Here is a 26,206-nt window from a genome sequence, read left to right as displayed (position 1 = left end):
TGTGTTTAGCTCCTGCTAACAATGGCAGGAGCTAGAGGAATGATGGCGGAAAAAATCCCATGCTGAAACGAATATATATTGACAAATTTCAAGAGTTTTTTATTTTCATATTGCAAATAGTCTTGCAAAAAAATATTAGGAATAATTCTTATTTAGCCGACGGTTTGGCAACCTTGGAGAATTTATTACCTAAGTGTGATGAAGCTATGTAGATTAAAGTTATAAAATAAGTTACCTGTTACTAATGTCAAGCAAACTGACCAACAAACTTAAGACGGGTAAAACTCTGAAATCCTTGTCAAAGCTGCAATGAGATCGGAAACAGCGACAAAAAACCCGCTTTTTTTGCGATCGCCTCAAGTAAAGCTGTGTGTCAAAAACTGCGAAGCCCCGGAGGGTGGGGTTGACAAAAGCAGTAGAATGTGCAGTAAAAGTCAGGGTAAGCAAATAAGACTGGCAGCACAAAACAGGGGCGAAAAAGCCCAAAACAGGTAAAACAAAAGCCGATCGGGCAAAGTAAGTTGGCCGAGGACTAAAAATATGGTGATGGGTGAGATACAATTGACCTGTTCTGAGCCAAGAATTGGTCAACATCACAAGTATCCTGTAGAAGTCTGATAGTTGAGAATCTCAGGGTTGTCGAGGAGCGGGAGCAAACAGAAAACTATGCCTCAAAAAGTAATCGCCGAACAGATGTCTTTGGAATCAGCGTCAGAGCCGATCGCCGTGAGGGCGACGGTGGAAACAGTGCCAGCCGAAGCAGTGGCAGTAGAGTCCTACGCAGATCGGTTGATGGACGAACTGTTTGAAGGAGTCGATCGAGCATTCGACGGCAGCGGCGGACTGCCATCGGAACCAGTGCAGCCTGAATTCGTGGCCCTCAAGTCGATCTCGGTACCTCAAATAGTTTTGTCGCAGTTGGCACCCCCCCAGTCGCAGCGGGGCGAAAAAGACGTAGAAGCGATCGCCCGCCAAGTCGCCCTAGAAACAACCAAAAAACAGCAGTCCAAACAATCATTCGACAGAATCCTGCTGGGAGCAGCATGTGGGTCGCTGCTGCTAGTCATGGGGTTATGGCTCGCAAGCAGGTCGGGACTCGTGCGCTTGCCCGCCGCCCCCGCACCACAGAGGCCGGTAGCAAGTGGCAAAACAGCACCTGACACCCCGTTTGTCGAATACGTGCAGCGCTCGCTAGAAGCGATCGAACAAAAAAAAGCACCCCAAGCTAACCCCCAACTTGCAGGAGTTCCCGCAGCCCCCACCCCAGGGACGCTGCCGAGCATTCAAATTTCCGGCGCGCCGCCCGCAACCGCAGGCCTTTCGACCGCAGTCAACCGCATCGCTGATGCCCTAGAACAAGCCGGTGCACAGCCGGGAGCACCAGCACCCCAAATCGTAGTGATCCCTCCCCCCGCTCAGGTGACTGTAGCTCCGCCTGCTCAGGTGGCTGCTGCTCCGGCTGCTCCGGCTGCTCCGGCTGCTCCTCAAACCGCGGCAGTTTCCCCCTCGCCTGCTGCTCCAGCCTCCGGTCGTGCGCTCGCCGCTGCGGGAAATCGAGATCCCCTCGCCGCTTCCCCTTCCCCCTCGGAGTCTCCCCAGCCAAAGATTTTGGCTCGCGAAACCGAACCGGCACCAGCGCCTGCAGCCCAGCAATCCGCGCCCGCACCGGAGCAATCCGCACCGGCCGTCAGCAGCGCCCCGACTTCCGCGCACACGTTGGTAGGGATTTTGGAGTTGGGCGATCGATCGGCTGCTTTGTTTGAAGTAGATGGCGTAGCCCGCAGAATTTATGTGGGCGAAAGCATTGGCGCTAGCGGTTGGACGCTGGCAGAAATCAAAAATCAAGAAGCCGTTATCCGCAAGGGAGGAGATGTGCGATCGGTTTTTGTCGGCCAAAAGTTCTAATCAGTCATCAGTTATGAGTCATTAGTTATCAGTCATTAGTTATGAGTTAGGTCATCGGTAATCAGTAATGGGCAGCGATCGGGCTGTATATCACGAGCAGTGAAAACAGTTATAATATAGGAACCGCCAAGACGTTCTTAATTGCTGAAACCATTGCTCTTATTGCTTCTTCCTTCTATCCGTTAAATCGCTTCCCCAATTCGTTGCCGAACTTTCTTCTGCTATAACTAACAACTCAGGCTCGATAATCGATCTCCTGTGACTAAGAACCAATGACTAATAACTAATGACCAATGACTAATGACTCATAACTGATGACTGAGGACATATAAAAAATGGGCTTATTTGATGATTTCAGCCGCTTTCTAGAAACCCGATTAGAAGAATTTTTGCGTAGCAATCCCCATCTGGAATTGCAGGCAATAGAAGAACAACTGAAGGAACAAGAAGAAGACACTCTGCGGCTGATTCTCGATATCCAAAAACAAGAGAAAAAACTGCAAGCCGAAATTCTCTCCGCCGCCCAAGAAATTCAGCGCTGGAACGATCGCATCAACAAAGCTAAAGCTGCTCAAAGGCTGGATTTAGCTCAAGCAGCCCAAGAGCGGCAAGCAGCTTTGCTGCGTCAGGGAAATCAGCGCTGGGGTCAAATGCAAGGCTGCAAAGAACGGATTGAAAAAGCAAAAGAACTGTACCGCCAAATTCAAGTACGGCGAAAAGAAGTCCGAGCAAAAGCGGCCGAAGCTGCAACTCGCACTACCACTAAAACAGAGCAGAATTGGGATACAAAGGGTTGGAATCAGAGTTCTAATTATAACAGTTTTACGGCTGCAGATCCTTTAGAAGAAAAGTTTCAACGCTGGGAAGCAGACGAAGAACTCGATCGAATGAAGCGGAATATAGGCAGATAGGGCGTTGCTGATTTACGGTATGAAAGGCTCAATATGCAAGTCATATAAACCAGTAGCCACAAAGCTTCCCGATTTCCCACTGATTTTTTTCATACCCTGATTAAGCAACGCCGATTTTGAAATAATATCCGTGAAGATTAGAGTAAAAAAGACAAATTCTGCATCAAAAAACAGTTTTTCAAGTTAAATCGCTGTGGTTATTCACAACGGTTGCTCTGCTTGAGAAGGTGGCTCTTCAGGCAGCGGAATAAACTCTGTCTCTTGAGGAACCTGAGCAAACCGTCCCTCTCTCCAATCGAGTTTAGCTTGCTCAATGCGCGAGTGCCGACTCGAAACAAAATTCCACCACTTATGCCGCTCACCAACAGGTTCACCGCCAATCACAATACAACGAGCCTTGCCTGAAGCAGAAATCTTTACTTCAGTGCCGGAATTTAGAACCGCTAACCGATGTTGTTCCAGAGGCACTCCATCGATCGCAAGCCCCTCTGTTACGCTGTAAACCGCCTGTTCGCTGTAATTGCCCGGTAAGGTAAATTCTCTTCCAGCAGTCACTTGCACGTCCAGATAAATCATGGGTGAAAATATTTGAACTGGGGAAGTGCGATCGTATGCCTCACCGGCAATTAGGGTGAACGAAACTCCTGCATCCTCCCAAACAGGCAGTTCAGTTGCCGGATGATGCCGAAACCAGGGGTCGGTTTCTTCGTATTCATCGGGAAGGGCTATCCAGGTTTGGATGCCATGCAGGATGGCTTCTTTGCTGCGATCGTCATCGGGCGTGCGTTCGGAGTGGACAATTCCTCGCCCTGCTGTCATCCAGTTCACCGCACCGGGACGGATTTCTTGAACGCTGCCCACACTATCACGATGCAGCAAAACACCTTCAAACAGGTAGGTGACGGTTGCTAAGTTGATGTGCGGATGCGGTCTGACATCCACGCCCCGGCCGGGTGGAAACACCGCAGGGCCCAGATGGTCAAAAAAGATGAACGGGCCTACCAGTGCTAAAACGTCTGAGGGAAGCAAGCGACGGGCTTGGAATCCACCCAAATCTTGAATGTGTGGCTCAATGAGATGCTGGATGCTATCCGTCATAATGTTTATGAAGTTGGGAACGCTAATCGTCTATCTCAAAAGTGCATTATACAAAAAGCTATCCCTAGAGAGTTGTATAGCGTGACTTGTTTAAACTTCCCCAACGGAAAGCCGTTGTAGAGTGTCGAGTTCTCAACGAGCTTTCTGCTTACGAGACGATGGAGAGTTCATCACTGACTTGAATCCTACCTTTGACCAGGGAGCGAATCAGACGATCGAGTGAGCCACGTTCTTCTTCACTGATGGACTCATCGAGGATGGCGGCCATCATGCCGTAGCGGTCAGCCTTGGTAACGCAGTGAGTATCGGTGACAGTGGCAATTAATTCGTTGATAGCGCCGGGGAGAAGATTAACTGGATACATGGGATTGTTTTGAACTCGACACCTTAATCATCTCGTGGTTTCTTCTAAGAGCAAGTGATGGTGCTGGTTTTTTTCCGTGATAATACTGAAAATATTGGGTGAACCAAGTCCGTGTTACCAGTGATCGAAGTCACAACATTGAAACCTATGCAGCGGTGGAACAATTAGAACCCACATCTTGCACCCTTCTCAAGAACAGGCTCTCCGGCCTGTTCCACAAAGAGTGAATTTTCTTGTGGAACAGGCCGTCCAGCCTGTTCCTAAAATGCTTATCGAGAATGGTGCAAGATGTCAGTTAGAACCAACCTTCGGCCCTTCAAGTGTCACAGTGATAATTTTCGTTTTTCACGAGTCTGAACCTCTTGCTGTGCAAATGTTTCAGACCTTCATAGGAAGAACTACCTCTTCTTCAATCACTTGTCAACAAGTAACGACTGTTGACTTATTATCCAAAATCAAAATAAGTAGACAGACAAAAAAATTAGTCCGCCTACTTAATCGCTAACTAGAAATCACTCCCACTCGATCGTTCCCGGTGGCTTAGAAGTAATATCGTAAACTACCCGGTTCACCCCCTTAACCTCATTCACAATCCGATTCGAGATCAGTTCCAACAAATCGTAAGGAACCCGCGCCCAGTCAGCCGTCATCCCGTCTTCACTCTTAATAAATCGCAAGACGATCGGGTAAGCATAAGTGCGCTGATCGCCCATCACGCCTACACTGCGAATCGGTAGCAAAACTGCAAAAGCTTGCCAAAGTTCACCGTACAATCCGTGCCGGTTAATTTCTTGGCGAACAATGAAGTCAGCATCCCGCAAAATATTTAGTCTCTCGGAGGTAACTTCTCCGATAATCCGAATCGCCAATCCCGGGCCAGGGAAAGGTTGTCGGTTTACGATTTCTTCGGGAAGCCCGATCGACCGGCCGACTTTTCGCACCTCATCCTTAAACAGTTTTCGCAGCGGTTCAATCAGCTTAAATCGCAAATCTTTCGGCAAACCGCCGACGTTGTGGTGGCTTTTAATTTTAACAGCAACTCGCTCGCCACTTTTCGGATCTGCATTAGTGTCAGCCGACTCAATCACATCAGGATAAAGAGTACCTTGGGCGAGGTAGTCGAAGGGGCCCAGACGCTTCGATTCTTCTTCAAATACGTTGATAAATTCGTGACCTATCCGCTTGCGTTTTACTTCAGGATCGGTTATCCCTTCAAGTTGAGCTAAAAAGCGTTCGCGAGCATTAACATACTCAACGTCAATGTGGAATTGCTCTTTAAATAATTTTACCAACCGTTCTGGTTCATACTTCCGCATAAACCCTTGATCGATAAACATACAGGTAAGTTTGTCGCCGATCGCCTTATGCAGCAAGAAAGCCAAAGTAGAAGAATCTACACCGCCCGATAGAGCCAGCAAAACTCGTTTGTCTCCCACTTGTGCGCGAATTTCGCGAATCGATTCCTCCACAAAAGTAGCAGTCGTCCAAGTCGGTTCGCACTCGCAAATGTGGTAAACAAAATTGCGAATTAAAGCTATTCCCCCGATCGAGTGAACTACTTCGGGGTGAAACTGAACCCCGTACAAATTTTTCTCGTGGTGAGCCACAGCAGCACACGGAGTATTGTCAGTGTGAGCGAGGATCTCAAAACCCGTCGGCAGTTGAGTACAGGAGTCTCCGTGGCTCATCCACATCGTGCTGCCTTCTTCGACATTTGTCAGCAAATCTGTAGGATCGTCAATAAATAGCGATGCCTTGCCGTATTCGGCTAACTTAGCCCGTTCAACTGTGCCTCCGAGCTGCTTTACCATCAACTGCATCCCGTAACACACTCCCAACACCGGTATTCCCAAATTCCAAATTTCTGGGTCGCAGTGGGGTGCTTTTTCATCGTATACAGAACTCGGGCCTCCTGAAAGAATAATTCCTTTAGGATTGATAGCTTTTAACTGTTCTGCCGTAGTCCGGTAAGAAATAACTTCTGAATATACTTGAGTTTCGCGAATTCGACGAGCAATCAGTTCGGAATATTGCGAACCGAAGTCGAGAATCACGATGATCTGGCGATCAATCTGCTGCATTAAAGAGTTTGTGAGAACGGATTCAGTTTCTATTTTAGTAGTCACGGTTATTGCGTAATTGCTAATTGCTAATTGGGCAGAAAGTAGGGGAGGTATTTGTCGCGCTCTCAGTACAATTCTAAGGAAGGCTAGGAACCATTGGTCGCTAGGAATAAATCTTATTGATACTAGATTGCCGTCAGCGATGTTAGTCGATTAATCGGGTACAGGGCCATAGATTTACTTCGATCCTTACCCTAATTAATTGAATTCTTGCTTCAGAAATAACTTCCCGAAGCAACCTAGTATAATTAAGGTCTAGGGACAAAGAATTATTACTTGTTAAATATTATCCCTGAGCGATGTTTTAAACAGAATTCAGGGATATTCACACTAGATTAACAAATTTGGGTCAAAAATGTATCTCCTATGTCACTTTTAACAATAATTTTGCGATCGCGCCCGAACATGACCGAGCCCACGGGGATGTGCAAGTTAGTGTGAGTAAAAATGCAATCCGATGAGCGCAAGTCTATTTGTCGGGCGATGTCGCCGTAAATTCGATCGACCCAATTGCTCCCAAACTCGCCGTCCAAAGCCCGCAGTTGCCCCAGAGCATCTTCGGCTGTCGCTGCGGCAAAAATTGCGGAACACGCATCGGCAGGCATTCGGGCCTTAGCACAGTAAGCTGTGAGAATTTCCCTGCGCCCGTCAGCGAGGTGGTGGTGAGTGTGAAAAATTCCCGCCGCCAATTTCATCAGTTTCCCGTGATAGCCAAACAGCAAAATTGACTGCACGCCCTGATATCCGGCCTCTACCAGCAGCGGGCCGAGCCAGTTAGCGGTTTTGACGAGCCTATCAGGATTAATCCCCAGTTGTCGCGCCAAATCCAAGCCGTTTTCGCCGATGCAGAAAACCAAACAGTCAAACAGTTCGGCTTTTTGTTGCAGTTGTTCGCGGTAAACTTCCAACTGTCCAGGGGCACTCAGCGGCTGAGAAATGCCAGTTGTACCCAGCAGCGAAAGTCCTTCTACCACGCCGAAAGCTTCGTTAGAAGTGCGGGTGGCTAGTTGCCGCCCAGACGGCAGAATCAGGGTGACAGTAATTTTTTCTCCCCGTGCGAGTTCTCGGCTCAGATTCGATCGCAGCAGCCGCATTGCGTAATCATAGATCGCCGCCCCTCCACCGACTGTGTGACGCCCTATACCTTCACCGCCGAGAATCACAATCTGCTCTCCCTCTCCCCGATTCTCTCCCTCTCTCTCCCTCTGTCCCTCTTCCCAATTCCCCAATTCCACCATTGCCCAAACGGGGGTATTGCGAGTCAGATCGAGATTGTCCCCCGGATCGGAGCGAGTCACGCCCAAAGCGGTACCAGTTTTGAGTACAGACGCCTGTTCGATCGGAATTTCTGCTGTTATTTGCGGTTCCAGTAAATTTACTGATACGCTATCTAGAGACTGAATACCTGCGCGTAAGCACCGCAAAGCTGCAAGTGCCGCCGCACAGGCAAATACTGGCAATGTATACCCCGATAAAGGTTGAGTTTTGGTCACGCTCAAATGCAGAAATACGTAAATTTGCGGGCGATCGACATCACGCCTTAGCACTGATACCCCTTAAACGTTTAAGTTTAATTCTAGGGTTTGCTATTATCTGCAGTTCGCGTAATTTTTGTCAACTATAATTTTGTCTTACCAGTTGGCGATCCTCGTAGAGGATCGCCAACAACCCACTCCGAAGGCTTACGGGCCGGTGCGGGCGATTTTCACAAAAAACCCGGAATCTCGATCGCGAGCGCTGGCACTGAACAAACGGATTCCAGGAATTAGGTACAAATCGTTAGCACCTATACTCGGCAAGTCGATCATCTTTCATTCTATAGATTTAGCTAGCCGTAAAGATTTGAGAACCGAGTGAGCTCGCGCGAAATTTGCTTTTGCCTTTGGGGAACTTGTTTGAGGCGGAATTCGAGCAATTTTTGGTATGCAAAATGCTGCGCTCGCTTCCTGGTTAAGCCCTAAAACCTACTTTTTTACAATTAGCAGATTTATCAGAAAATTGGGTTTAAAACCCCGTCCTTCTAGGACGGCTTTAATTTCTTAAATCCATTCCTAAAAATCCGTAAATTTCTTGTATTTGTGCTAGACTTGAACAGTCAAGGTTAAACTCCTTTGCCATGGTGAAACGGAGACACACTTTTAGGCATAAATTGTTGGACCGAGAGCAGCGAAAACTCTTAAAACAGCTAGAGGATCGACGCATTCTCTTTACCAGAAAAAAAATAATTTAGTTCATTTGTTAAGTAGGGTAGGGCATACCCGAACTCTAGGTTCGTATCCTAGTACGCTTTTGGAGATAGACCCTCTGGGGTTGCTGTGAATTAGGCTCGTCAATTGGTGTAATTGCACGGTTGAAAAGTTTAAAGATTGCCGAAAGGACATAGCGCTTAAAGGTCAGTCGATGAATTAAGAATCCCTACGCCTTTAGGCTAGGGAGTGTCAAATCTCCCAAGCGGTTGATGTCCTAGCGATCGCCAGTCATTTATATTGATATGAATTACCCGGACGTGCCAGTCCTACTTTCGAGCTAGCCTCTTGAAGGTGGGGCTGGTTTTATCTAACCCTGTTACTTCAATTCTCCAATCTACAATCTAAAATCTAAAATCTCAAATTGATTGACTATGGTTGAACCAGTTGCAGAGTTAAATGAACCTCTATCTCTTCAGACTGCAGAAATAGTAGACCCGAAAATATTTCAGCTCGTTCTCTATCCAAAAACAGCTCTCAAATTTTCCAAAAAAGACGTTCGATCGACTCTGAAAGCCTCAACTCTAGATGGCGTTTTTGCCGCTGTCTTCGAGTCGGCGACCACAGGCGTGCTGCTGAGCAATTTCTTGTTGCAACTCGGCGCCAGCAGCGTGGAAATAGGTATATTCTCGGCTATTCCGATGGTGGTAAATCTCCTGCAACCATTAGGAGCCTACATCGCTGATCAGACAACCAGTCGCCACTGGTACAACCTATTTGTATTCGGCGTGTCGCGGCTGCTGTGGCTGGTGCTCGCGGTGGCAATTGTTTGGGGTTCCCAGCACGCAGACCTCGACCAACTGCTGCAATGGACACTGGTAACAGTCGTAGCAGCTAGCGTGCTGGCAGCTTTTGCCAATTCTAGCTGGTTCAGTTGGATGGCTGCTGTGGTTCCTCAGCGCTTGCGGGGACGCTATTTTGGCTTTCGCAACAGTGCTGTCAGCCTCATAACTTTGCTGGGAGTGCCGTTGATGGGATTGGGAGTTTCAACTTGGGACGGCGGTCCTATTTTGGGCTACGGTATTGTTTTATTGATGGGTGTTTTGGCGGGAATGATCAGTTTGGGGTGTCAATGCTTCATGGTTGATGTGAATCCCCAGGTATACAAAAAAGATGCACAGAGCGATCGACTTACCGAAAAAAAAGCAAAGCACTTAACAGATTTTGTGCCTGCTGTGCTGAAAGATTATAATTTTTTAATGTTTATTCTTTACTTCAGTGTGTGGACATTTGCTATTAATCTCAGCGCGCCTTTTTTTAATATCTACTTACTGAAAGATTTAAGCTTGGATGTGAGTTTGGTAACGATTTACACCAGCTTAAGTTCCGGGGCAAATCTACTGCTGCTGATGTTTTGGGGTAAGTTGGCCGATCGCTGGGGAAATCGCCCGCTGCTAATTGCTGTTGGGCTGGTGGTGGCCGTAACCCCTTTGCTGTGGTTGGGTACGGGCAATTACCCGTTTGCCCTATGGGTGTGGCTGCCGCTGCTGCACTTGCTGGGGGGAACGACTTTAGGCGCGATCGGGCTGTGTACTAACAATATTCAAATGGAGCTCGCGTCGATCGAGCAACCTTCGACTTATTTTGCGATCGCCGCAGCGGTTGCGGGAGTAGCTGGGGCTTTGGGAACTACCGTCGGCGGCTTTGTTGCCGAACTTCCGGGCATGAGTTTGGGAGCAGTGTTTGCCCTCTCGGCTACTGTGCGACTGATTGCTCTTGTGCCTTTGGTTTTGGTGCGAGAACCTCGTAGCCAGTCGCTGCGGTCGATCGTCCCCACTTTGGGACGTTTCAATTTAAACCGGGGCTAGGAAATTTTCTCACAAATTTGCCGATCGAGAAAACAGAAAAACCCACAGATTGTTACAAACTTCAAGCACATCGCAGAAAACTTGAGAGTGGCTGAAACAAATTTTAATCCAAAACATAGTCCAAACCTGCTATGTGTTCTCCCAATACGTCACCATTATCTTGCAGCCAACTGACCAATTGATAAGATATAGCTGTTTTACAAGCTGACAAGGCAGAGCGTAAATGTGTTTAAAGGTTTGTTAGCTAGGGCCTCGGATCACTACTCCTGTTAGGAAAATCGAGCATTTTCCCAGAACCAAAGCTACTATTTCACTCTGTAAAATTTTTACGTTTTAGGAGAATCGAGCATTTTCCCAGAACCAAACCTACGATCTTACGCTCAGCCCTTTTTGTATTAAGAAATATAAATATTATTCACATTTTAATACAATCAACTCAACTAGGTGGTGGTTTGAGACTACTATCCTGACAATCGAAATAACTAAAGATTGCCCACCCACATAACAATTTCGAGCCAAAAACTAGCAGGGCTCGCCTGACGCCATACAAAAAGGGGAATTGGCAATTCTCTTGTAACCGATTACCAATGACAGATCGCTCTCAAATTTCCGATTCAAAGAGAGACAAGTAAAAATGAAACGTCTAATCGTTTGCTGTGATGGCACTTGGCAACAACTAAATAGTAGTTACCCAAGTAATGTGATTAAGCTTGCCCAGGCAGTGAAATCCAGTGGCAGTGACGGGGTTCCGCAAATCGTGTTTTATGACGAAGGAGTTGGAGCGGATAGTAACAAGATTTTGGGCGGAGTCACTGGACTGGGAATCGATAGAAATATACAAGATGCCTATCGTTTTCTTTCTCTCAACTATGATAGTGGTGACGAAATCTATTTATTCGGGTTCAGTCGCGGTGCTTACACAGTCAGGAGTCTAGCGGGGATGATTCATTGCTCCGGTCTCCTAGACCGCCCTCATATTACCAGGGCATCAGAAGCTTACGAGCTTTACCGTAACCGAGACGTTAAACCAAAGGATAAGATAGCAGCCAATTACCGCAAAGATTACGGCAAAGATAACGGCAAGCGCGTCCCGATTACCTTGCTTGGTTGTTTCGACACCGTTGGAGCCCTGGGTATTCCTGTTCTACCCGCCTTCAAAAAGTATGACGAACAGCTCAAGAAAAGGTACAGATTCCACGATACCACTTTAAATAAGTCGATTCAGAATGCGTTGCACGCCGTCGCGATCGACGAAATTCGCGAAATCTTTGATGTTACCCTGATGAAGAAAGATCCTGATGCCCACCATCAGCGGCTTATTCAAGTTTGGTTTCCCGGCTCGCATATCTGCGTCGGCGGTGGATCGGAAGAATACAGCGGTTTATCAGATACTGCCTTGCAGTGGATGTTGGATTCAACCCGTAACCTGGGATTGGGGCTGGAATTCGATCCAAGTGTCATTCCCACAGGTATCAATCCCAATTATGAGATTGATTTTAAAAACAATCCTGGGTTTTTCAAATTGGCAGGAATCAAGTTCCGCGAAGTGGGCGATGCTATTGAGGAGCTTCATGAAAGCGCGATCGAGCGATTGAAAAAACGCCAAGACTATCGACCTAAGAATCTGCAAAAAATTCTCTCCAAAGTAATTGAAAATATAGAAAAGTGATCGAACTTTATCAACCTCTCACAACCGAGAATAAGAAGACGATCTAATCTACAACACTCGAAAGGAAAAGCAATCATGAAAAGAGATACATCTAGAGATGGATTCAGCAACAAAGCTTTAGCATATACGTTGACTCATTTCAAACCAATTTGGGATTTAGTTCAAAGTTACGAGCCTCTGAAACGTAAACTAAACAAATTTTTTCTCAATAGCATCATTTACAAACTTCCGACTCGCCCGCTTCCCTATAGCTTAATGGGCTTAGATCCCAAAATTCCAGGGACAGATATTGCCAAGAAAACTGATACCTACATCTCTTGGGATTCACTTACAGACAAGACTTATACTGGGCGACATTTACCTCCCGACCCAGAATTTAACAAAGAAGGAAACTTACCACCACTGGACAAAGTAAAGACCTTATTCCAAAAAAGAGACGGAAAAACCATTTATTCGGAAAAATCGACTCTGCTCTTTCCCTATTGGGTGCAGTGGTTTACAGATAGTTTTCTGCGGATCGATCAGCAAAACCGCTTCAAAAATACCTCCAACCATCAGATTGATATGTGTAATGTTTACGGGTTGACCCGCAAACAAACAAATATGCTCAGAGCTTTCAAAGACGGTAAATTTAAAACCCAAAAACTCAAGCGCAAAGATGGCGTAGAAGAAGAGTATCCACTCTTTTATTATGCCGATCCTGAGCAGGGTATTATCGATCCTCAATTTGAAGGTCTTCATGCACCCCTTAATGATGAGAAAAGACAACCCCCCGAAAAGAAAGGCAAGCTATTTGCAATGGGAGTTGAACGGGCAAACGTCCAAATTGGCTATGTCATGCTCAACACTTTATGTATCAGGGAGCATAATCGAATTTGTGATGTTTTGTCCAAAAGCTATCCGCAATGGGACGATGAGAGGCTCTTCCAAACCGCGAGAAATATTCTCATGGTGATTGTTCTCAATATCATTATGGAAGAGTACATTTTCCACATTACGCCCTATAATTTTAGGTTCTTTGCCGATCCTGAAGCTTTTACCAAGGAAAGTTGGTATCGAGAAAATTGGATGGCGATTGAGTTTAGTTTTGTCTATCGCTGGCATAGTGCGGTTCCTGAAACCTTTACCTATGACGGGAAAGAAAAATCCATGTACGATTCCCTCTGGAATAATCAGATGTTAATCGATAAAGGGTTGGGTGCATTGATGGAAGAAACTTGTTCCCAACCAGGCACTAGAATTGGTTTGTTTAACACACCTGATTTTAAGATCGCAGGAACACCTTATACATTTATTGATGCTACGGAACTAGCATCTGTTAAACTCGGACGGCAGGCACAGTTAGCCAGTTATAACGATTACCGCGAAATGTGTGGTTATCCCAGGGTGACTGATTTCAATCAAATTACGGGTGACGAATATGCTCAACAGAAATTAAAAGAGTTGTACGGTCATGTTGATAAGATTGAACTATTTGTCGGATTGTACGCTGAAGATGTCCGAGAAAATTCAGCAATTCCGCCTTTAGTAGCACGGATAATTGGCATTGATGCTTTCTCCCAAGCTTTAACTAATCCTTTGTTATCGCCTAAAGTCTTCAATAAGGAAACTTTTTCTGAGGTTGGTTGGGAAATTATCCAAAATACCAAAACAGTCTCTGATTTAGTGAATCGTAATGTTCCTCCAAGCGATCCCAAGTACAAAGTCTCCTTCGATCTTTAAGTTGTAGCTGACAACTAAGACTCAAATTAGTTGGGGGCGCAAAGACACCTGCGCCCTCAAAAATGAGGAAGAAAAAGCAATACGGTTTAGTTAAAACTGTTTATTCCCCGGAGATCCCCCTAAATCCCCCTTAATAAGGGGGACGCAAGAGTAAGTTCTTGTCCCCCCCTTATTAAGGGGGGCTAGGGGGGATCAGGCTTAACTGAACCGTATTGGAAGAAAAAGGCGATATTTTCGCAAGCGATCGGCTACGGCAATTCGGGAGCAATTGCACCAGCAGTTATAGTGTTTAACAGATGCAACGGTTTGTGTAGAGCCTTTTTTAGCGATTAACCGAAGGTTATGTTATGAAGAAGAAGTTATTTACCGAATATCCCGAACAAGACGAACGCAAATATTACGATCTTTTGGTTGAGCAGGCCAAGCTTCGGATGGATAATCTTTACGGCAATAAGGAGCGGGCGCTGCGAGATACTCACGCCAAAACTCATGCTTGCGTTAAAGGAACTCTGGAAATTTTTGACTTTGATGAGGAAGCGATTAAACGGGAATTGGGCAAACGCGCTTCGTTAACTTCTTCGCAACTAAATGGGATTTCCCTTAAGCAAGGTTTGCTAGCAAAACCCAAAGAATATCCTGTTTGGTTGCGATTTGCTAACGGGGCTACCAAAGTATACCCTGATTACCAAAAAGATTCGCGCTCAATCTCACTGAAAGTGATGGGGGTGGAAGGGGAACGACTGGCGCAAAGCCACGAGTCAAAAACCCAGGACATCATTGTTCACAATTCAGAGATATTTGTGAGCCAAACCATCAAAGACTACTACGGCTTTTTTTCTGCTCTGGTTGAATCACCAGAGACATTGAAAAAGTGGCTAATCCGACATCCCAGACACTTTTTAGCTGTGTCAACGCTTACGGGTAGCCGGACTCCGAAGAGTTTGCTAACAGCCAAATATTGGAGCGGTTCACCCTCTGCTTTGGGTCTAAATCCCGATTTCGATCCCTCTAAGCCTGGTGTAGTTCCTGTCGAATATCCGGCTGTAATTAAGTATGGGTTTACTCCGGTTTCATGCGAACCACCGCACGAGATAATTCCAGAACAATCTCGACCGGGAATTCCTAAAATTCCCTTTGTCGATCGCGCTAAAGCCTTGGGTTTAGATCCCAATCAACCAGACAATTATTACCGGGATGATCTCATTCAAGCCTTGGCGAAACCTGACGCTCAATACTGTTGGGATTTTGGCATTCAGTTCCAAACCAGCCTAAAAATGCCGATCGACGATGGCATCAATGTCTGGAAGGAAAAGGAATCACCCTTCTTGAGAGTAGGTCGTCTCACCGTCAAGCATCAGATTATTGATTATGAAAAACAATCTGATTTCAACGAAAACCTGAGATATTCTCCCTGGAACGGCTTAGCAGTTCATCGTCCAGTAGGTGCGATCAATCGGATACGCGGTGTTGTTTACCCCGTTGTAGCGAATTATCGCCTTCAAAAGCGAGGTCTTGTCCACCAAGAACCCACAGGAGAAGAAACTTTTTAAGGGAATAATTTGGGGCTGGGAAATCATTTAAGCCATCAGGCAGGTGTCGTCTGAGCAAATGGCAACTAATATCAAATCCGGTAGCATCGTCCTGTATTCATCTCTGTATTCTCTCCCTCTGCGTTCTCTGCGCCCTCTGCGGTTAAATCATTCCGATGCAACCGGAAACGATATAAAAGAAGTTAACAAGCGAAACCTTCAAAAAATCCCATCCCTTTTTAGGGGGTGGGAGTGTTAAAAATGATGAATTCTTAGTCCTCAGTCCTTAGTCCTCATTATTCAGTAGCAATTAATCAATAACTGGGTTCGTACCCAATTATTAATTATTCTGCTAGCAACCAACTGATGACTAATGACCAACGACTGATGACTAATAAATTAAGCTTGCCGTGAGTAGTATTCCACCACTAGCAGTTCGTTAATCTGTAGAGCAATCCACTCGCGTTCGATAACGCCATTAACTTTGCCAACCAGTTTTTGCTTATCAAATTCCAAGTGATTCGGCAAGTGAGCCAAGCCTGGGTCTTTGAGATTAGCTTCTACCATTGTGCGAGAGCGCTCTCTATTTTTCACAGCAACCACATCACCAGGCTTGCACTGATAGCTGGCGATATTGACTTCACGGTCATTGACAGTTATGTGACCGTGATTTACCAATTGTCTAGCGGACGGAATGGTTGGAGCCATTCCCATCCGAAACACAGTATTGTCCAAGCGCATTTCCAAAAATTGCAGTAACACTTGACCTGTGGAGCCCGTGACACGGCGGGCTTTGCGGACGTAACGGAGCAATTGGCGTTCCGTCACACCGTAATTGAAACGGAGTTTTTGCTTTTCTTGCAAGCGAACCGCATACTCAGAGAGCTTTTTGCGGTTTTGACCGTGCTGTCCAGGCGGATAATCTCGTCTGGGGGTTTTGCGGGTTAGACCCGGCAACTCTTTCAGGCGACGGACGATTCTCAATCGGGGGCCTCGATATCGAGACATTTATTTTCCTCTCTAATATCTGTATGCAATATTTATGCAGACTCTATATTATATGTTGGTAACGGTCAAAATTCCAACAAAGATCGATAAAAAAACGATCGACCGGAGGGCGATCCATAATGTGCGGTAAATTCTGAAGGAAAAGCCGATCGCTCGATCACCCCAATCAGCCAAAAAAACTCACTACTCGATCTGCCATGCACAACCGCAATTTCTCCCGTACTTCTTCCCCAAAGCCAGCACCGACAGGCTCAAACCCTACCGCGCGCTGGATATTAGCTCTCGGCACGCAGCTAGCAGCACTCGGTTTGTTGGCAACAGCACTGCCAATCTCACCAGCATCAGCCATCACTATTAGAATCCCTCGCTCTAGGAATCCCTATCGCGTCTGCGCCCTGGAACTAATCGAAGCCGGAGTGGGAGCAGAGGTCGCCGCCGCCGCTTGTGCTGACGCGCTCCGCCCCCGCGACATATCTAAATGCGCTCTCCAAATCAACCGCAAAACCAATATTCCTGGTGTCGAAGCGCTCTCTAGCTGTAGGCGGGTGAGGCGTCCCAACGAATTGGCTACTTGCGTAGTGAATATTAACGGCAAAAGTCGAACTCAACCAGCAGCTCCCCTGTTAGTGCTCGATGGATGCCGCCGCAGTTTATTGCCACAACAGTTTGCTGAATGCGTAGTCGGTTTGAGCGGCCGGCTCGATTTTCCTACTGACCGGTTAATCGCCACTTGTCTTGACCCCAGCGGCAGCGTGAGCCAGTTGGACGGGCGTCCTGCACCTACCCCTCCTGTGGAGCTAATTCCACCGCCTGCGCCCCTCAATTAATCACTGTTAACTGTTGACTGTTAACGGTTGACTGTTGACTGTTGACTGTTGACTAATGTCCGATCGATTAACAATAATATCCTGGTCGGGGCGGGTTTTTGAGATTGTCCATTATTGGCAGGTATTGTTGGCTCACGGGCCCCTACAAAAATCGCGGTCGCTCGACCGGACATGATATGACTAATGACTACTTTTTCCTAATCAAATGTCAGAAATTTTTGCTCAAATTACAGTCGAAGAATTAGGTCGCCAATTAGCAGCAACCAATGCTGAGAAATTGCAGCTTGTAGACGTGCGGGAACCTTACGAAATTGAACTCGCGGCGCTGCCGGGATTTGTAGCTTTTCCGTTGAGCGAGTTTGCCGAATGGTCTGGTGAAATTGACGCTAGACTAGATCGCGATACAGAAACCCTAGTTCTGTGCCATCACGGAGTGCGATCGGCTCAAATGTGCCAGTGGTTGACCGATCGAGGATTTACCAACGTTAAAAATATCGTTGGCGGTATCGATGCTTACTCAATGGTGGTCGATCGAACCGTCCCCCGCTATTAACATCAAATCCAGTTCTTAACTATCGTTTTCTTCAGAGTCCGCGCGGGCGGACTTTGTATGTGTAGAAACGAATTATATTTCCCCGGAATTAGCTAATTAACACCAGCAAATCGAAAATTTGGCGTTGCTTAATCAGGGTAGGAAAAATAAGTTAAAATCCCAAAGCTTTGTAGATACTGGTTTCTATGACTTGCATATTTAGCCTTTCATACCATAAATCAGCAACGCCAAATCGAGAGTCAAGCGGTATGGGGCCGCCGGGAAATTCTAGGTCGGCAACTGTTTGGATTATCAAGTTTGGTGATTTTTGGAGTTCTGCCATAGTCCTTGCACAAGGCGATACCCTGACTGTATCTTACCTTTGTCAGGTTAGGGGGTAGACGAGCGGTGTCCAAGATCGATCGACAATCCTACAAAATCTAAGTTTTTAGGGACTTCCCGGAACTGACTTTGCTATAGTAGTGTCACTTTACCCAATCTCAAACCCTGCTTCAAAACGGCTCTGCAGACCGACAAAAATTCGACGGTAGCCCAGACGCGATCTTTCTTGGCCTTTACCTGAAAAATAACTCGTCGGTCGTCGAGGTCGCGCAGGAAGAGCCCCTATTTAAGGAGAAATAATCATTGTCACGTCGCTACCTGTTTACCTCTGAATCGGTCACTGAAGGTCATCCCGATAAAATCTGCGATCAAATTTCCGATACGATTTTAGATGCCTTACTGACTGAAGACCCCAAAAGCCGCGTCGCAGCCGAAGTAGTCGTCAACACCGGCTTAATGCTGCTGACGGGCGAAATTACCACTAAAGCTCAGGTAAATTACATAGAATTAGCCCGGAAAAAAATAGCCGATATTGGCTACATCCACGCTGACAACGGGTTTTCTGCCAATAGTTGCTCAGTGTTGGTAGCTCTTGATTCTCAGTCTCCCGATATTGCTCAAGGGGTGAATACAGCCCACGAAAGCCGGGAACAATCGAGTGAAGAGGAATTAGACGCCATTGGAGCCGGCGACCAAGGCTTGATGTTCGGCTTTGCTTGCAACGAAACGCCGGAATTGATGCCTCTGCCGATTAGTTTAGCGCACCGGATTTGCCGTCAACTGGCAGCAGTCCGCAAAACCGGTCAGTTATCTTACCTGCGTCCCGACGGCAAAAGCCAAGTTACAGTCATCTATGAGGACGGCAAACCTGTTGGCATAGATACGATTTTAATTTCTACCCAGCACACCGAAACGATCGGCGACATCACAGACACAGCCGCAGTTCAAGCCAAGATCAAAGAAGACCTTTGGACTGCAGTCGTCCAACCCGTGTTTGCCGATATTAGCGTGCAGCCGGATGCAGAAACTCGCTTCCTTGTCAACCCCACCGGCAAATTTGTGGTCGGCGGGCCTCAAGGAGATTCGGGTTTGACGGGCCGCAAAATTATTGTGGATACCTACGGCGGCTATTCCCGCCACGGCGGTGGCGCTTTTTCAGGGAAAGACCCCACCAAGGTAGACCGCAGCGCGGCTTATGCTTGTCGCTACGTTGCTAAAAATATCGTAGCGGCTGGTTTGGCCCAAAAGTGCGAAGTGCAGTTGAGTTATGCGATCGGCGTTGCGCGGCCTGTTAGCATGATGATCGAAACTTTTGGCACTGGGAAAGTTGATGACGATCGCCTTTTGGAAGTTGTGAAGCAGCATTTTGAACTGCGTCCTGCGGGAATCATTCAGGCATTTAACTTGCAGAATTTGCCTGCTGAAAGAGGCGGCCGTTTCTATCAAGATGTGGCGGCTTACGGTCACTTCGGACGCACTGATTTAGATTTGCCTTGGGAGGAAACTGATAAGGCGGAACTTTTGAAAGAAGCTTTGAGCCAGAAGTTGTCGGGAGTAGCTGGATAGTACAATTTTGGGGCGTGTACGGCGCCCCTTATCCATAAATAATATTGGGTGCTACCAATCAATATAGGGTGCGTACTCCGCACCTTATTCAAAAATAATATAGGCGGTGCTTCGGCGCACCTTATCCATAAATAATATCGGGTTCTACAAATTAATAACGTAGCGTGCGTACTCCGCACCTTACAACAAAAAAAGAATAAATAAATGCGATTTTTCACACCTTTCCAATCTGCAATTCGCAGTTTGGTCTCTTCGTTCCAACAGCGGTTGGCGACTGGATTTTCTGCACCAAATCCATCAGGGCTGCCAAGTTCGTTAGCGGCTGACAATCCTGGTGGAATTCGCGGCGTTTGGATACCCAGCACAGACTGCAAAGTTCTCACCTCAAAACAGCGAATTGCTGACGCAATGGACTTTCTCGCCGATACGGGATTTAATACAGTTTTTCCTGTAGTTTGGAACGGGGGTTTTACGGCTTATCCTTCTCAAATTATGTGCGAACAATTTGGGGCGGAAATTGACGCGCGGTATCGAGGTCGCGACCCCTTGGCAGAATTAATTGTTGAGGCAAATAGAGCCGGACTCAAAGTTATTCCTTGGTTTGAATACGGATTTGTGAGTTCTTACAATCGCAAGGGCGGTCATTTGCTGGCGAAAAAACCTGAGTGGATCGCCCGTGATGCCAGCGGCAATTTACTTAAGAAAAATAACTTTGACTGGATGAATTCTCTTGACCCGGAAGTGCAAGACTTTGTGCTGGGGTTAATGCTGGAAGTTGCTAAGAATTATCCGGTAAACGGCGTTCAAGGAGACGATCGCATTGCGTTTCCGGTAGAAGGCGGTTACGACGAAAAAACGGTTAAACGTTATCGAGAAGAGTGCGGTAAAGCAGCACCGTCGGATTGTAAAGAGCCACATTGGCTGCAGTGGCGTGCTAATATTATTACTGAGTTTGTGGCTCGTTTATACCGAGAAGTGAAAGCGATTAATCCTGATTTATTGCTATCGATGTCGCCGAGTCCTTATGACTGGGGACTGGTGGAATATTTGCAAGATTCTAAAGCTTGGGTTGACAAAAATTTGGTGGATCTGCTTCACCCGCAGTTTTATCGCCGCGATTTTAATGCTTACAAACAATTGGTCGATAAAATGATGGGTGGACAGCTTAGCGGGCAGCAAGTAAAGTGCGTGTCACCCGGTATTTTGTTGACGAATCGAGGCAGCAAATATAGCATAACTCCCGAACTGTTGTTGCAAGTAATTGCTTACAACCGCTCTTGCGGCATTCAAGGAGAAGTGATGTTTTTTTACGAAGGTTTGCGAGATAACGATAACGCTTTGGCTAAGGTTTTGAAAAAAGGGCCCTATGCTCGTTGAGAGATTGTCCCGCAATCAAGCTGTTTCCGGTTGGCTGCAGTCAACCGCGCCGATCGCTATTTAAAACCAAGTTGGTATAAAATAAGATGTGGCATCATTCTCAATAAGCTTTTATGAACAGGCAAGATGCCTGTTCCACAAAGAGTGAAATTTCTTGTGGAACAGGCATCTTGCCTGTTGCTGACAATGGTGCAAGATGTGAGTATAAATGATATAGCAGAGCTAGGCTATCTCAAAACCCAGCAATGCCAAGCAGCAAGCGCTACTCATTGTCAAGCCGATCGCCCAAACAAACCCCATAATTAATAATTGGGGAGTTGCAAAAATAGTGGAATAAGACATATTTTAGAAGTGGTGCAAGCTTTTTTTTAGAAGTAGCGTTTTGTAGACGGCATATTTTTTAAAGACAGTTTAAAAGAGCAATCTCAACCGCTCGCCACAATATTAGGATAAATCAGTGACATCAGCAGCAAGCCTCATCCAACAGCTACCCGAACTCAGCGATGCTCAATTCCATCAAAAATATTTGAAACAAAAACAAGGGATGCACACCTTGGCGACTATATTGCCGCAAGTAGAACAGCAAAGTCTGGCGTTGCGGGCAGTAAAATTAGCTCTAAAAGTAAATTTAAAACTCGGCTCAAAGCTAGCAGGAACGGTAAAGCCAGAATTTCAAATAGCCACAATAAAATTAATCGACAAAATCCCCACTTCGCCCCTACTCAAAATTCAACTGCTGGCCCTCACAAGTTCGGATATGGCAATTCCGATACTGGTGGCTGCATTGAACCACAAAGAAAGTGCAGTGCGCCTGGAGGGGATGCGGGCGATCGGGAAAATCGGCTCCGAAGCAGCAGTAATTGAATTAGCCCGATCGCTCGAATCCAAAGATTCCCAAATCCAAGCTTGGGCTGCTTGGGCTTTAGGAGAAATTGACTCGAAACCAGCCGCCGTAGCACTGCTCAAAGCCGTCAAACACCCAGATTCCAAGGTGCGCGCCTGGGCTGTTTGGGCCTTGGGCAAAATTAACCCGAAAATAGCCGTCCCCGCGCTGCTGAAAGCCCTCAAACACCCAGACTCCGAAGTGCGCTGGCGGGCAGCAGTCAACTGCGGGAAAATCGGAGTCTCTGAGGTAGTTCCCGGCCTGCTGAATGCCCTCAGAGACGAAAATCACATCGTCCGCGCTAGGGCGGCGGCGGCTTTGGGGAAAATCGGCGATTCTGAGGCAGTACCCGGCTTAGTAGAATTGCTTCACGATGATCCCGACTCCTATGCAGTTTCTTTGAGGGCCGCCGAGGCCTTGGGACAAATCGGCACGGAAACGGCTGTGGCGGGGTTGGTGCAAGCCCTCAAGCATGACGACTCAGACGTGCGCGGCAGTGCAGTTTCTGCGTTGGGGGAAATCAGCAGCGAGGTGGCTATGGTGGCGGTAATCGGGTCGCTCTCGGATCGAGATATTTTCGTGCGCGGCAGGGCGGCGGTTGCCCTTGGGAACATCAATACAGAGGGAGATGCGAAATTGCCAAAAATGGTGGTCGCGGGACTGGCGAGCGCTATTGGCGACAGCGAATCTTATGTGCGGTGGAGAGTTGCTGCTGCTTTAGGGGAAATTGGGACTGAGGAAGCTGTGGCAGGTTTGGTGCGGCTGCTGGGGGACGAAAATTCTGGAGTGCGCCAAAAGGCTGTTAAATCCCTCGGTCACATTGGCTCCACGGCTGCTATTGTTGCTCTGGAAACAGCTTTAAATCCCGAATTTGCTGACGTTCGTGCGCTGGCTGCCCAATATTTGGCGGATGTCAGCACTGAGGCAGAAACAGTTGATTTTGCTCCCTCAGTCTCTGCAGATTTATCGGGTGAAAAACTGCCGAAAATCCTGATTGCTTCGGAAGTAGAAGCCAGCGAATACATTGTCGATCGCGCTGCATGGCGCGAGATTAAATACCTGATCTCGATCGGCAGTCCGGGTGTGCCGGAACCCAAAACTTTTGATCAAATCCAGAACCGAATGTGTCTGGAGTTTAACGACCTCGACACCCCCGTTGACGACCCCGATCAAATCTTGCCTACCCTTGAGGATGTACTGAAAATTATTGATTTCGCCCTTAAAATATCGTCTGAGGGAGGCAGTTTGCTGATCTGCTGCCAAAGTGGAATCAGCCGTTCAACGGCCACAGCTTTGACTGTGTGTGCTGCGCTGTTGGGTCGTGGCAAAGAACGGGAAGCTTGGGCGTTGGTGCTCGCCGCCAGACCCCAAGCCAAGCCGAATCGCTGGATGGTGCACTTGGCCGATGAAGCTTTGGGTAGAGACGGTAAGCTAGCACTGGCGATCGAATTGACTACCGTAACTCCAGAACTCGCAATTGCCAAAAATTGACAATCAAGCATCCAGGATACCCGCCACGTGATTCATTCCGAAAGCAGACTCAGGACCGGTGAAATAAAAAACCTGTATCCGAGAAACAAGCCCCCGAATTTATCCGTCGGGTCAATGCTTCAATTCTAAAATCTAAAATCTAAAATCTAAAATCGATTGACTCGCAGAAACCGGGTTTCTTTTCGCAAGCCGCTACAGTTATACTCAATTAACGAGACTTCGCCTCAGACTTGTCTTTGCGGGGCAACGATGCCAAAAGTCGATCGCCAGGGTGCAAAAGTTCGATCGGCTGCCGCATTTGTGACATTCTGTGCTAAGAAGTTGTCGGATGCTCAACAAAAACCGTCAAGCAATCGTCGCATTGCTGGCAGCCAAAGTCCAAAGCGAAGGAATCGGGTGCATTGTCAACAGACAATATCAGCTTTGGGCTACTCACAGGCAAAACAGGTCAGAGAGAATTTTCTGCCTGTAACATTCCACGCGGGGATAATTCACTGCGGGGATAAAGTTTTATTTTTTTTGCCTGCTGCAGACTTTTACGAGTCGAAAAAGTAATTTGGCAACATTCATCAACAGCCTAATTATCTCTTAGACATCAACCGAATTTAAGTTTCTCCTCTGACTCGACCAGAGTTTCAGATGCTTTTTCGCAGATGTTTACGGTCAAATAGACAAGCTTTTCCGTTTGGAGAACTTAAGAGCGTGATAGATTTTAACAGAATACAGGGGTTGCATATGTCAAAAATTAACTTGCTAAAAAAAACAGGACACGAAGCAAGTTTTTCGGTTGCCGTTTGGGAAGACCAGGGGGAATTGAATCCCGAATTAGAACCATTTAACCCGCCGAAAAAAAACGTGAAAACGCGAAAGGTTAACCCAACAAATACCAATTTAGGTAAACAGATGCCAGTTTTTATTGCCGAAGAAGTGGCTTCTGTAGAAACCGTAAATAAAAAAAAAGCAAAGGATAATTTGGTAGAAAAATTATCCTTAAAAATCCGCGAAAGTTTGCCATCTAAAATAGGCGGTTTGCCTATCCATCAAAAAATTGGCTACGGGTATTTGCTGGCAATAGGAATCGGCTTTTTTGGCTCGCTGAGTGGACTGGTAATTGCCGATTACTACCAAGGACAAGGATTAAAGCAATTCAATGATGCTCACCTACAAGCGCAATTGCTCGGCAATTTTAAAGAGGCAACCCTGACGGCCCAATTGCAGGGTTCACAGCTAGATTCTTTTGTAGATAATGCGGTCAAGCTAAAACAGCAAGAAGAGCAGTTGGTTAAGAGTATTTCTCAGGCCAAAAATCTGCAGTTGCGTATAGAAAATTTTGCCGACAGCCAACCCGCTTGGCTGGCAGCAAAACCGGAAGTTATCAAGTTTTTAGTGCAAGATTGCACGAAAAAATTACAATCCTACGCCGATACTCTCAAGTCAACTTTGCAGGAAATCCAGCAATCCCAACTATCGCCTCTGGAGATAGAGTCGGCGAGAAAATTGCTCGCAATCGAAAGCGGAGAAGGTGTAAAACAGCTCAACAGCAGCCTTGAGGAATTGAGCAAAATCCTTGAGATTGCCCAGCGGCAAGAGGGCCAAGGTGGTGAAGTGATGGAAGACGCCCAAGGCATGGAAAAAGCCATAATTATTATTAGTATGCTGCTGTCGGTAGTGGTGGCTGGAATGGTGGCTTACCGGACGAGTCGGGCGATCGCCAAACCTGTGATCAGCGTTACTCAGGTGGCCCAACAAGTAGCTGCTGAGTCTAATTTTGACTTGCGAGCACCCGTCACCGGACAAGGCGAAATCGGCTCTCTGGCGGCCTCTCTCAATCACCTAATCGAGCGGGTTTCGGGACATACAAAAGAATTAGAACAAGCTAAGGAAGCCGCCGTCACCGCTAACACTGCTAAAAGCCAGTTTTTAGCAACTATGAGCCACGAATTGCGGACGCCTTTAAATGCGATTATCGGCTACAGTCAACTACTTTCAGAAGATGCCCAGGATGCGGGATTTGATGAGTTTATACCAGACTTGCAGAAGATTGAAAAAGCAGGCGCGCATCTGCTATCTTTGATTAACGATATCCTTGATTTGTCAAAAATTGAAGCGGGGGGTATGAAACTCGAAATCCAGGAGTTTGACATCGAATCCCTGATTGACAATGTTGCGAGTGCCGCGAAACCGTTGGTAGAGAAAAATGGCAATGTTTTGGAGATTGAGTGCGATCGAACTGTGGGCTTAATGCACGCAGATTTCAAAAAAGTGCGCCAGGTTTTGATACATCTGCTTAGTAATGCTGCGAAGTTCACCAAAAATGGTAGGGTGAAAGTGACTGTGAAGCGCATTGCAGGAAGTGGAAAATTGAATGCAGCAGGGCGATCGGTGATTGACGATTCAATGGCTGCCGATGAAATTCCTTCTGGCGCGATCGCTTGTCCCCTGCCGAATGTTCAAGACTCCGATTGGATTTGTTTATCGGTTAAAGATACCGGAATTGGAATGTCGGAAGAACAACAACACAAATTGTTTGAAGCTTTTGTGCAAGCTGACTCTTCAGCGGCGCGACCTTACGACGGCGCTGGATTGGGGCTGACACTTAGTCGCTACTACTGTCAGATGATGGGCGGAGAAATTTTGGTAGAAAGCGAAGAGGGAAAAGGGTCTATTTTCACTGTGCGGATACCGACAGGAAACGGGTGATGTGATTTTTGGGCGAGAGATTTAGGGGGTAGGCAGAGGGGCGAAAATGTATGTTTCAAACCTCTGGCTTTATGTCCAAATGCTTTAGTCTTGTCAGTGGGGGCG

The 26,206-nt window shown here is 46.8% G+C and carries 22 protein-coding genes; 16 read left to right on the top strand and 6 right to left on the bottom strand.

What is annotated here, in order from left to right:
* Positions 1-59: 59 nt before the first annotated feature.
* The 3 genes from QUB11_RS00410 to QUB11_RS00400 all read left to right on the top strand — a co-directional run bounded on the left by QUB11_RS00410 (position 60) and on the right by QUB11_RS00400 (position 2,816).
* Positions 60-212 (top strand): hypothetical protein, encoded by a 153-nt coding sequence (locus tag QUB11_RS00410; protein WP_333198739.1) that lies wholly within the window; start codon positions 60-62, stop codon positions 210-212.
* 454 nt (positions 213-666) lie between these two features.
* Entirely contained in the window at positions 667-1,905 is a 1,239-nt protein-coding gene (locus tag QUB11_RS00405) for a hypothetical protein (RefSeq protein WP_333198737.1), read from the top strand.
* A gap of 335 nt (positions 1,906-2,240) precedes the next feature.
* On the top strand, positions 2,241-2,816 hold the full coding sequence (locus QUB11_RS00400) for a TIGR04376 family protein (RefSeq protein ID WP_333153115.1): 576 nt from the start codon (positions 2,241-2,243) through the stop codon (positions 2,814-2,816).
* A gap of 201 nt (positions 2,817-3,017) precedes the next feature.
* Here QUB11_RS00400 and QUB11_RS00395 read toward each other — a convergent pair whose 3' ends face one another.
* From QUB11_RS00395 to cbiD, 4 genes are all read right to left on the bottom strand, one after another.
* Positions 3,018-3,914: a pirin family protein gene (locus QUB11_RS00395; RefSeq protein WP_333198735.1), complete on the bottom strand. Its 897-nt coding sequence runs from the start codon at positions 3,912-3,914 to the stop codon at positions 3,018-3,020.
* Positions 3,915-4,062: 148 nt separating this feature from the next.
* Positions 4,063-4,278: a hypothetical protein gene (locus tag QUB11_RS00390; RefSeq protein WP_333198733.1), complete on the bottom strand. Its 216-nt coding sequence runs from the start codon at positions 4,276-4,278 to the stop codon at positions 4,063-4,065.
* 512 nt (positions 4,279-4,790) lie between these two features.
* On the bottom strand, positions 4,791-6,404 hold the full coding sequence (gene guaA, locus QUB11_RS00385; protein WP_445300749.1) for a glutamine-hydrolyzing GMP synthase: 1,614 nt from the start codon (positions 6,402-6,404) through the stop codon (positions 4,791-4,793).
* Between the two features lie 332 nt (positions 6,405-6,736).
* Positions 6,737-7,894 (bottom strand): cobalt-precorrin-5B (C(1))-methyltransferase CbiD, encoded by a 1,158-nt coding sequence (gene cbiD, locus QUB11_RS00380; protein WP_333198995.1) that lies wholly within the window; start codon positions 7,892-7,894, stop codon positions 6,737-6,739.
* 118 nt (positions 7,895-8,012) lie between these two features.
* On the opposite strand from cbiD, the gene QUB11_RS00375 reads away from it, so the two are divergent.
* The 5 genes from QUB11_RS00375 to QUB11_RS00355 all read left to right on the top strand — a co-directional run bounded on the left by QUB11_RS00375 (position 8,013) and on the right by QUB11_RS00355 (position 15,396).
* On the top strand, positions 8,013-8,258 hold the full coding sequence (locus QUB11_RS00375) for a hypothetical protein (protein ID WP_333198731.1): 246 nt from the start codon (positions 8,013-8,015) through the stop codon (positions 8,256-8,258).
* Between the two features lie 763 nt (positions 8,259-9,021).
* Positions 9,022-10,455, top strand: coding sequence for an MFS transporter (locus QUB11_RS00370; RefSeq protein ID WP_333198729.1), 1,434 nt, complete (start codon positions 9,022-9,024; stop codon positions 10,453-10,455).
* A gap of 634 nt (positions 10,456-11,089) precedes the next feature.
* Positions 11,090-12,124 carry a DUF2235 domain-containing protein gene (locus tag QUB11_RS00365; protein ID WP_333198727.1) on the top strand — a complete coding sequence of 345 codons (1,035 nt, stop codon included), beginning with the start codon at positions 11,090-11,092 and terminating at the stop codon, positions 12,122-12,124.
* 75 nt (positions 12,125-12,199) lie between these two features.
* A complete protein-coding gene (locus tag QUB11_RS00360; RefSeq protein WP_333198725.1) occupies positions 12,200-13,846 on the top strand; it encodes a peroxidase family protein in 1,647 nt (548 codons plus the stop codon).
* A gap of 347 nt (positions 13,847-14,193) precedes the next feature.
* Positions 14,194-15,396 carry a catalase gene (locus tag QUB11_RS00355; protein WP_333198723.1) on the top strand — a complete coding sequence of 401 codons (1,203 nt, stop codon included), beginning with the start codon at positions 14,194-14,196 and terminating at the stop codon, positions 15,394-15,396.
* Between the two features lie 378 nt (positions 15,397-15,774).
* On the opposite strand, the gene rpsD is transcribed toward QUB11_RS00355, so the two are convergent.
* Entirely contained in the window at positions 15,775-16,383 is a 609-nt protein-coding gene (gene rpsD, locus QUB11_RS00350) for a 30S ribosomal protein S4 (protein ID WP_172190738.1), read from the bottom strand.
* A gap of 197 nt (positions 16,384-16,580) precedes the next feature.
* Between rpsD and QUB11_RS00345 the strand changes: the two genes are divergently transcribed.
* Both QUB11_RS00345 and QUB11_RS00340 read left to right on the top strand, forming a co-directional pair.
* Positions 16,581-17,210, top strand: coding sequence for a hypothetical protein (locus QUB11_RS00345; RefSeq protein ID WP_333198721.1), 630 nt, complete (start codon positions 16,581-16,583; stop codon positions 17,208-17,210).
* A gap of 205 nt (positions 17,211-17,415) precedes the next feature.
* Positions 17,416-17,763 carry a rhodanese-like domain-containing protein gene (locus QUB11_RS00340; RefSeq protein ID WP_333198719.1) on the top strand — a complete coding sequence of 116 codons (348 nt, stop codon included), beginning with the start codon at positions 17,416-17,418 and terminating at the stop codon, positions 17,761-17,763.
* Between the two features lie 151 nt (positions 17,764-17,914).
* Here the strand turns inward: QUB11_RS00340 and QUB11_RS00335 are convergent, their stop codons facing one another.
* Positions 17,915-18,085, bottom strand: a complete 171-nt coding sequence (locus tag QUB11_RS00335; protein WP_333198717.1) for a hypothetical protein — start codon at positions 18,083-18,085, stop codon at positions 17,915-17,917.
* Between the two features lie 302 nt (positions 18,086-18,387).
* Between QUB11_RS00335 and metK the strand changes: the two genes are divergently transcribed.
* The 6 genes from metK (at position 18,388) to QUB11_RS00305 (ending at position 26,101) form a co-directional block, all read left to right on the top strand.
* Complete coding sequence (gene metK, locus QUB11_RS00330) at positions 18,388-19,650, top strand: methionine adenosyltransferase (RefSeq protein ID WP_333198715.1); 1,263 nt, start codon at positions 18,388-18,390, stop codon at positions 19,648-19,650.
* A 204-nt stretch (positions 19,651-19,854) separates the two neighbouring features.
* A complete protein-coding gene (locus QUB11_RS00325; protein WP_333198713.1) occupies positions 19,855-21,027 on the top strand; it encodes a family 10 glycosylhydrolase in 1,173 nt (390 codons plus the stop codon).
* A 126-nt stretch (positions 21,028-21,153) separates the two neighbouring features.
* Complete coding sequence (locus QUB11_RS00320) at positions 21,154-21,333, top strand: hypothetical protein (RefSeq protein ID WP_333198710.1); 180 nt, start codon at positions 21,154-21,156, stop codon at positions 21,331-21,333.
* A 151-nt stretch (positions 21,334-21,484) separates the two neighbouring features.
* Complete coding sequence (locus QUB11_RS00315) at positions 21,485-23,401, top strand: HEAT repeat domain-containing protein (protein ID WP_333198708.1); 1,917 nt, start codon at positions 21,485-21,487, stop codon at positions 23,399-23,401.
* Between the two features lie 156 nt (positions 23,402-23,557).
* Positions 23,558-23,956, top strand: a complete 399-nt coding sequence (locus QUB11_RS00310) for a hypothetical protein (protein ID WP_333198706.1) — start codon at positions 23,558-23,560, stop codon at positions 23,954-23,956.
* Between the two features lie 180 nt (positions 23,957-24,136).
* Positions 24,137-26,101 carry a HAMP domain-containing sensor histidine kinase gene (locus QUB11_RS00305; RefSeq protein WP_333198704.1) on the top strand — a complete coding sequence of 655 codons (1,965 nt, stop codon included), beginning with the start codon at positions 24,137-24,139 and terminating at the stop codon, positions 26,099-26,101.
* Positions 26,102-26,206: the final 105 nt, after the last annotated feature.

Origin of the sequence: Microcoleus sp. B6-A1, assembly GCF_036705085.1 — a bacterium.
Lineage (GTDB): Bacteria > Cyanobacteriota > Cyanobacteriia > Cyanobacteriales > Microcoleaceae > Microcoleus.
This window is presented reverse-complemented; position numbering and strand designations above follow the sequence as displayed.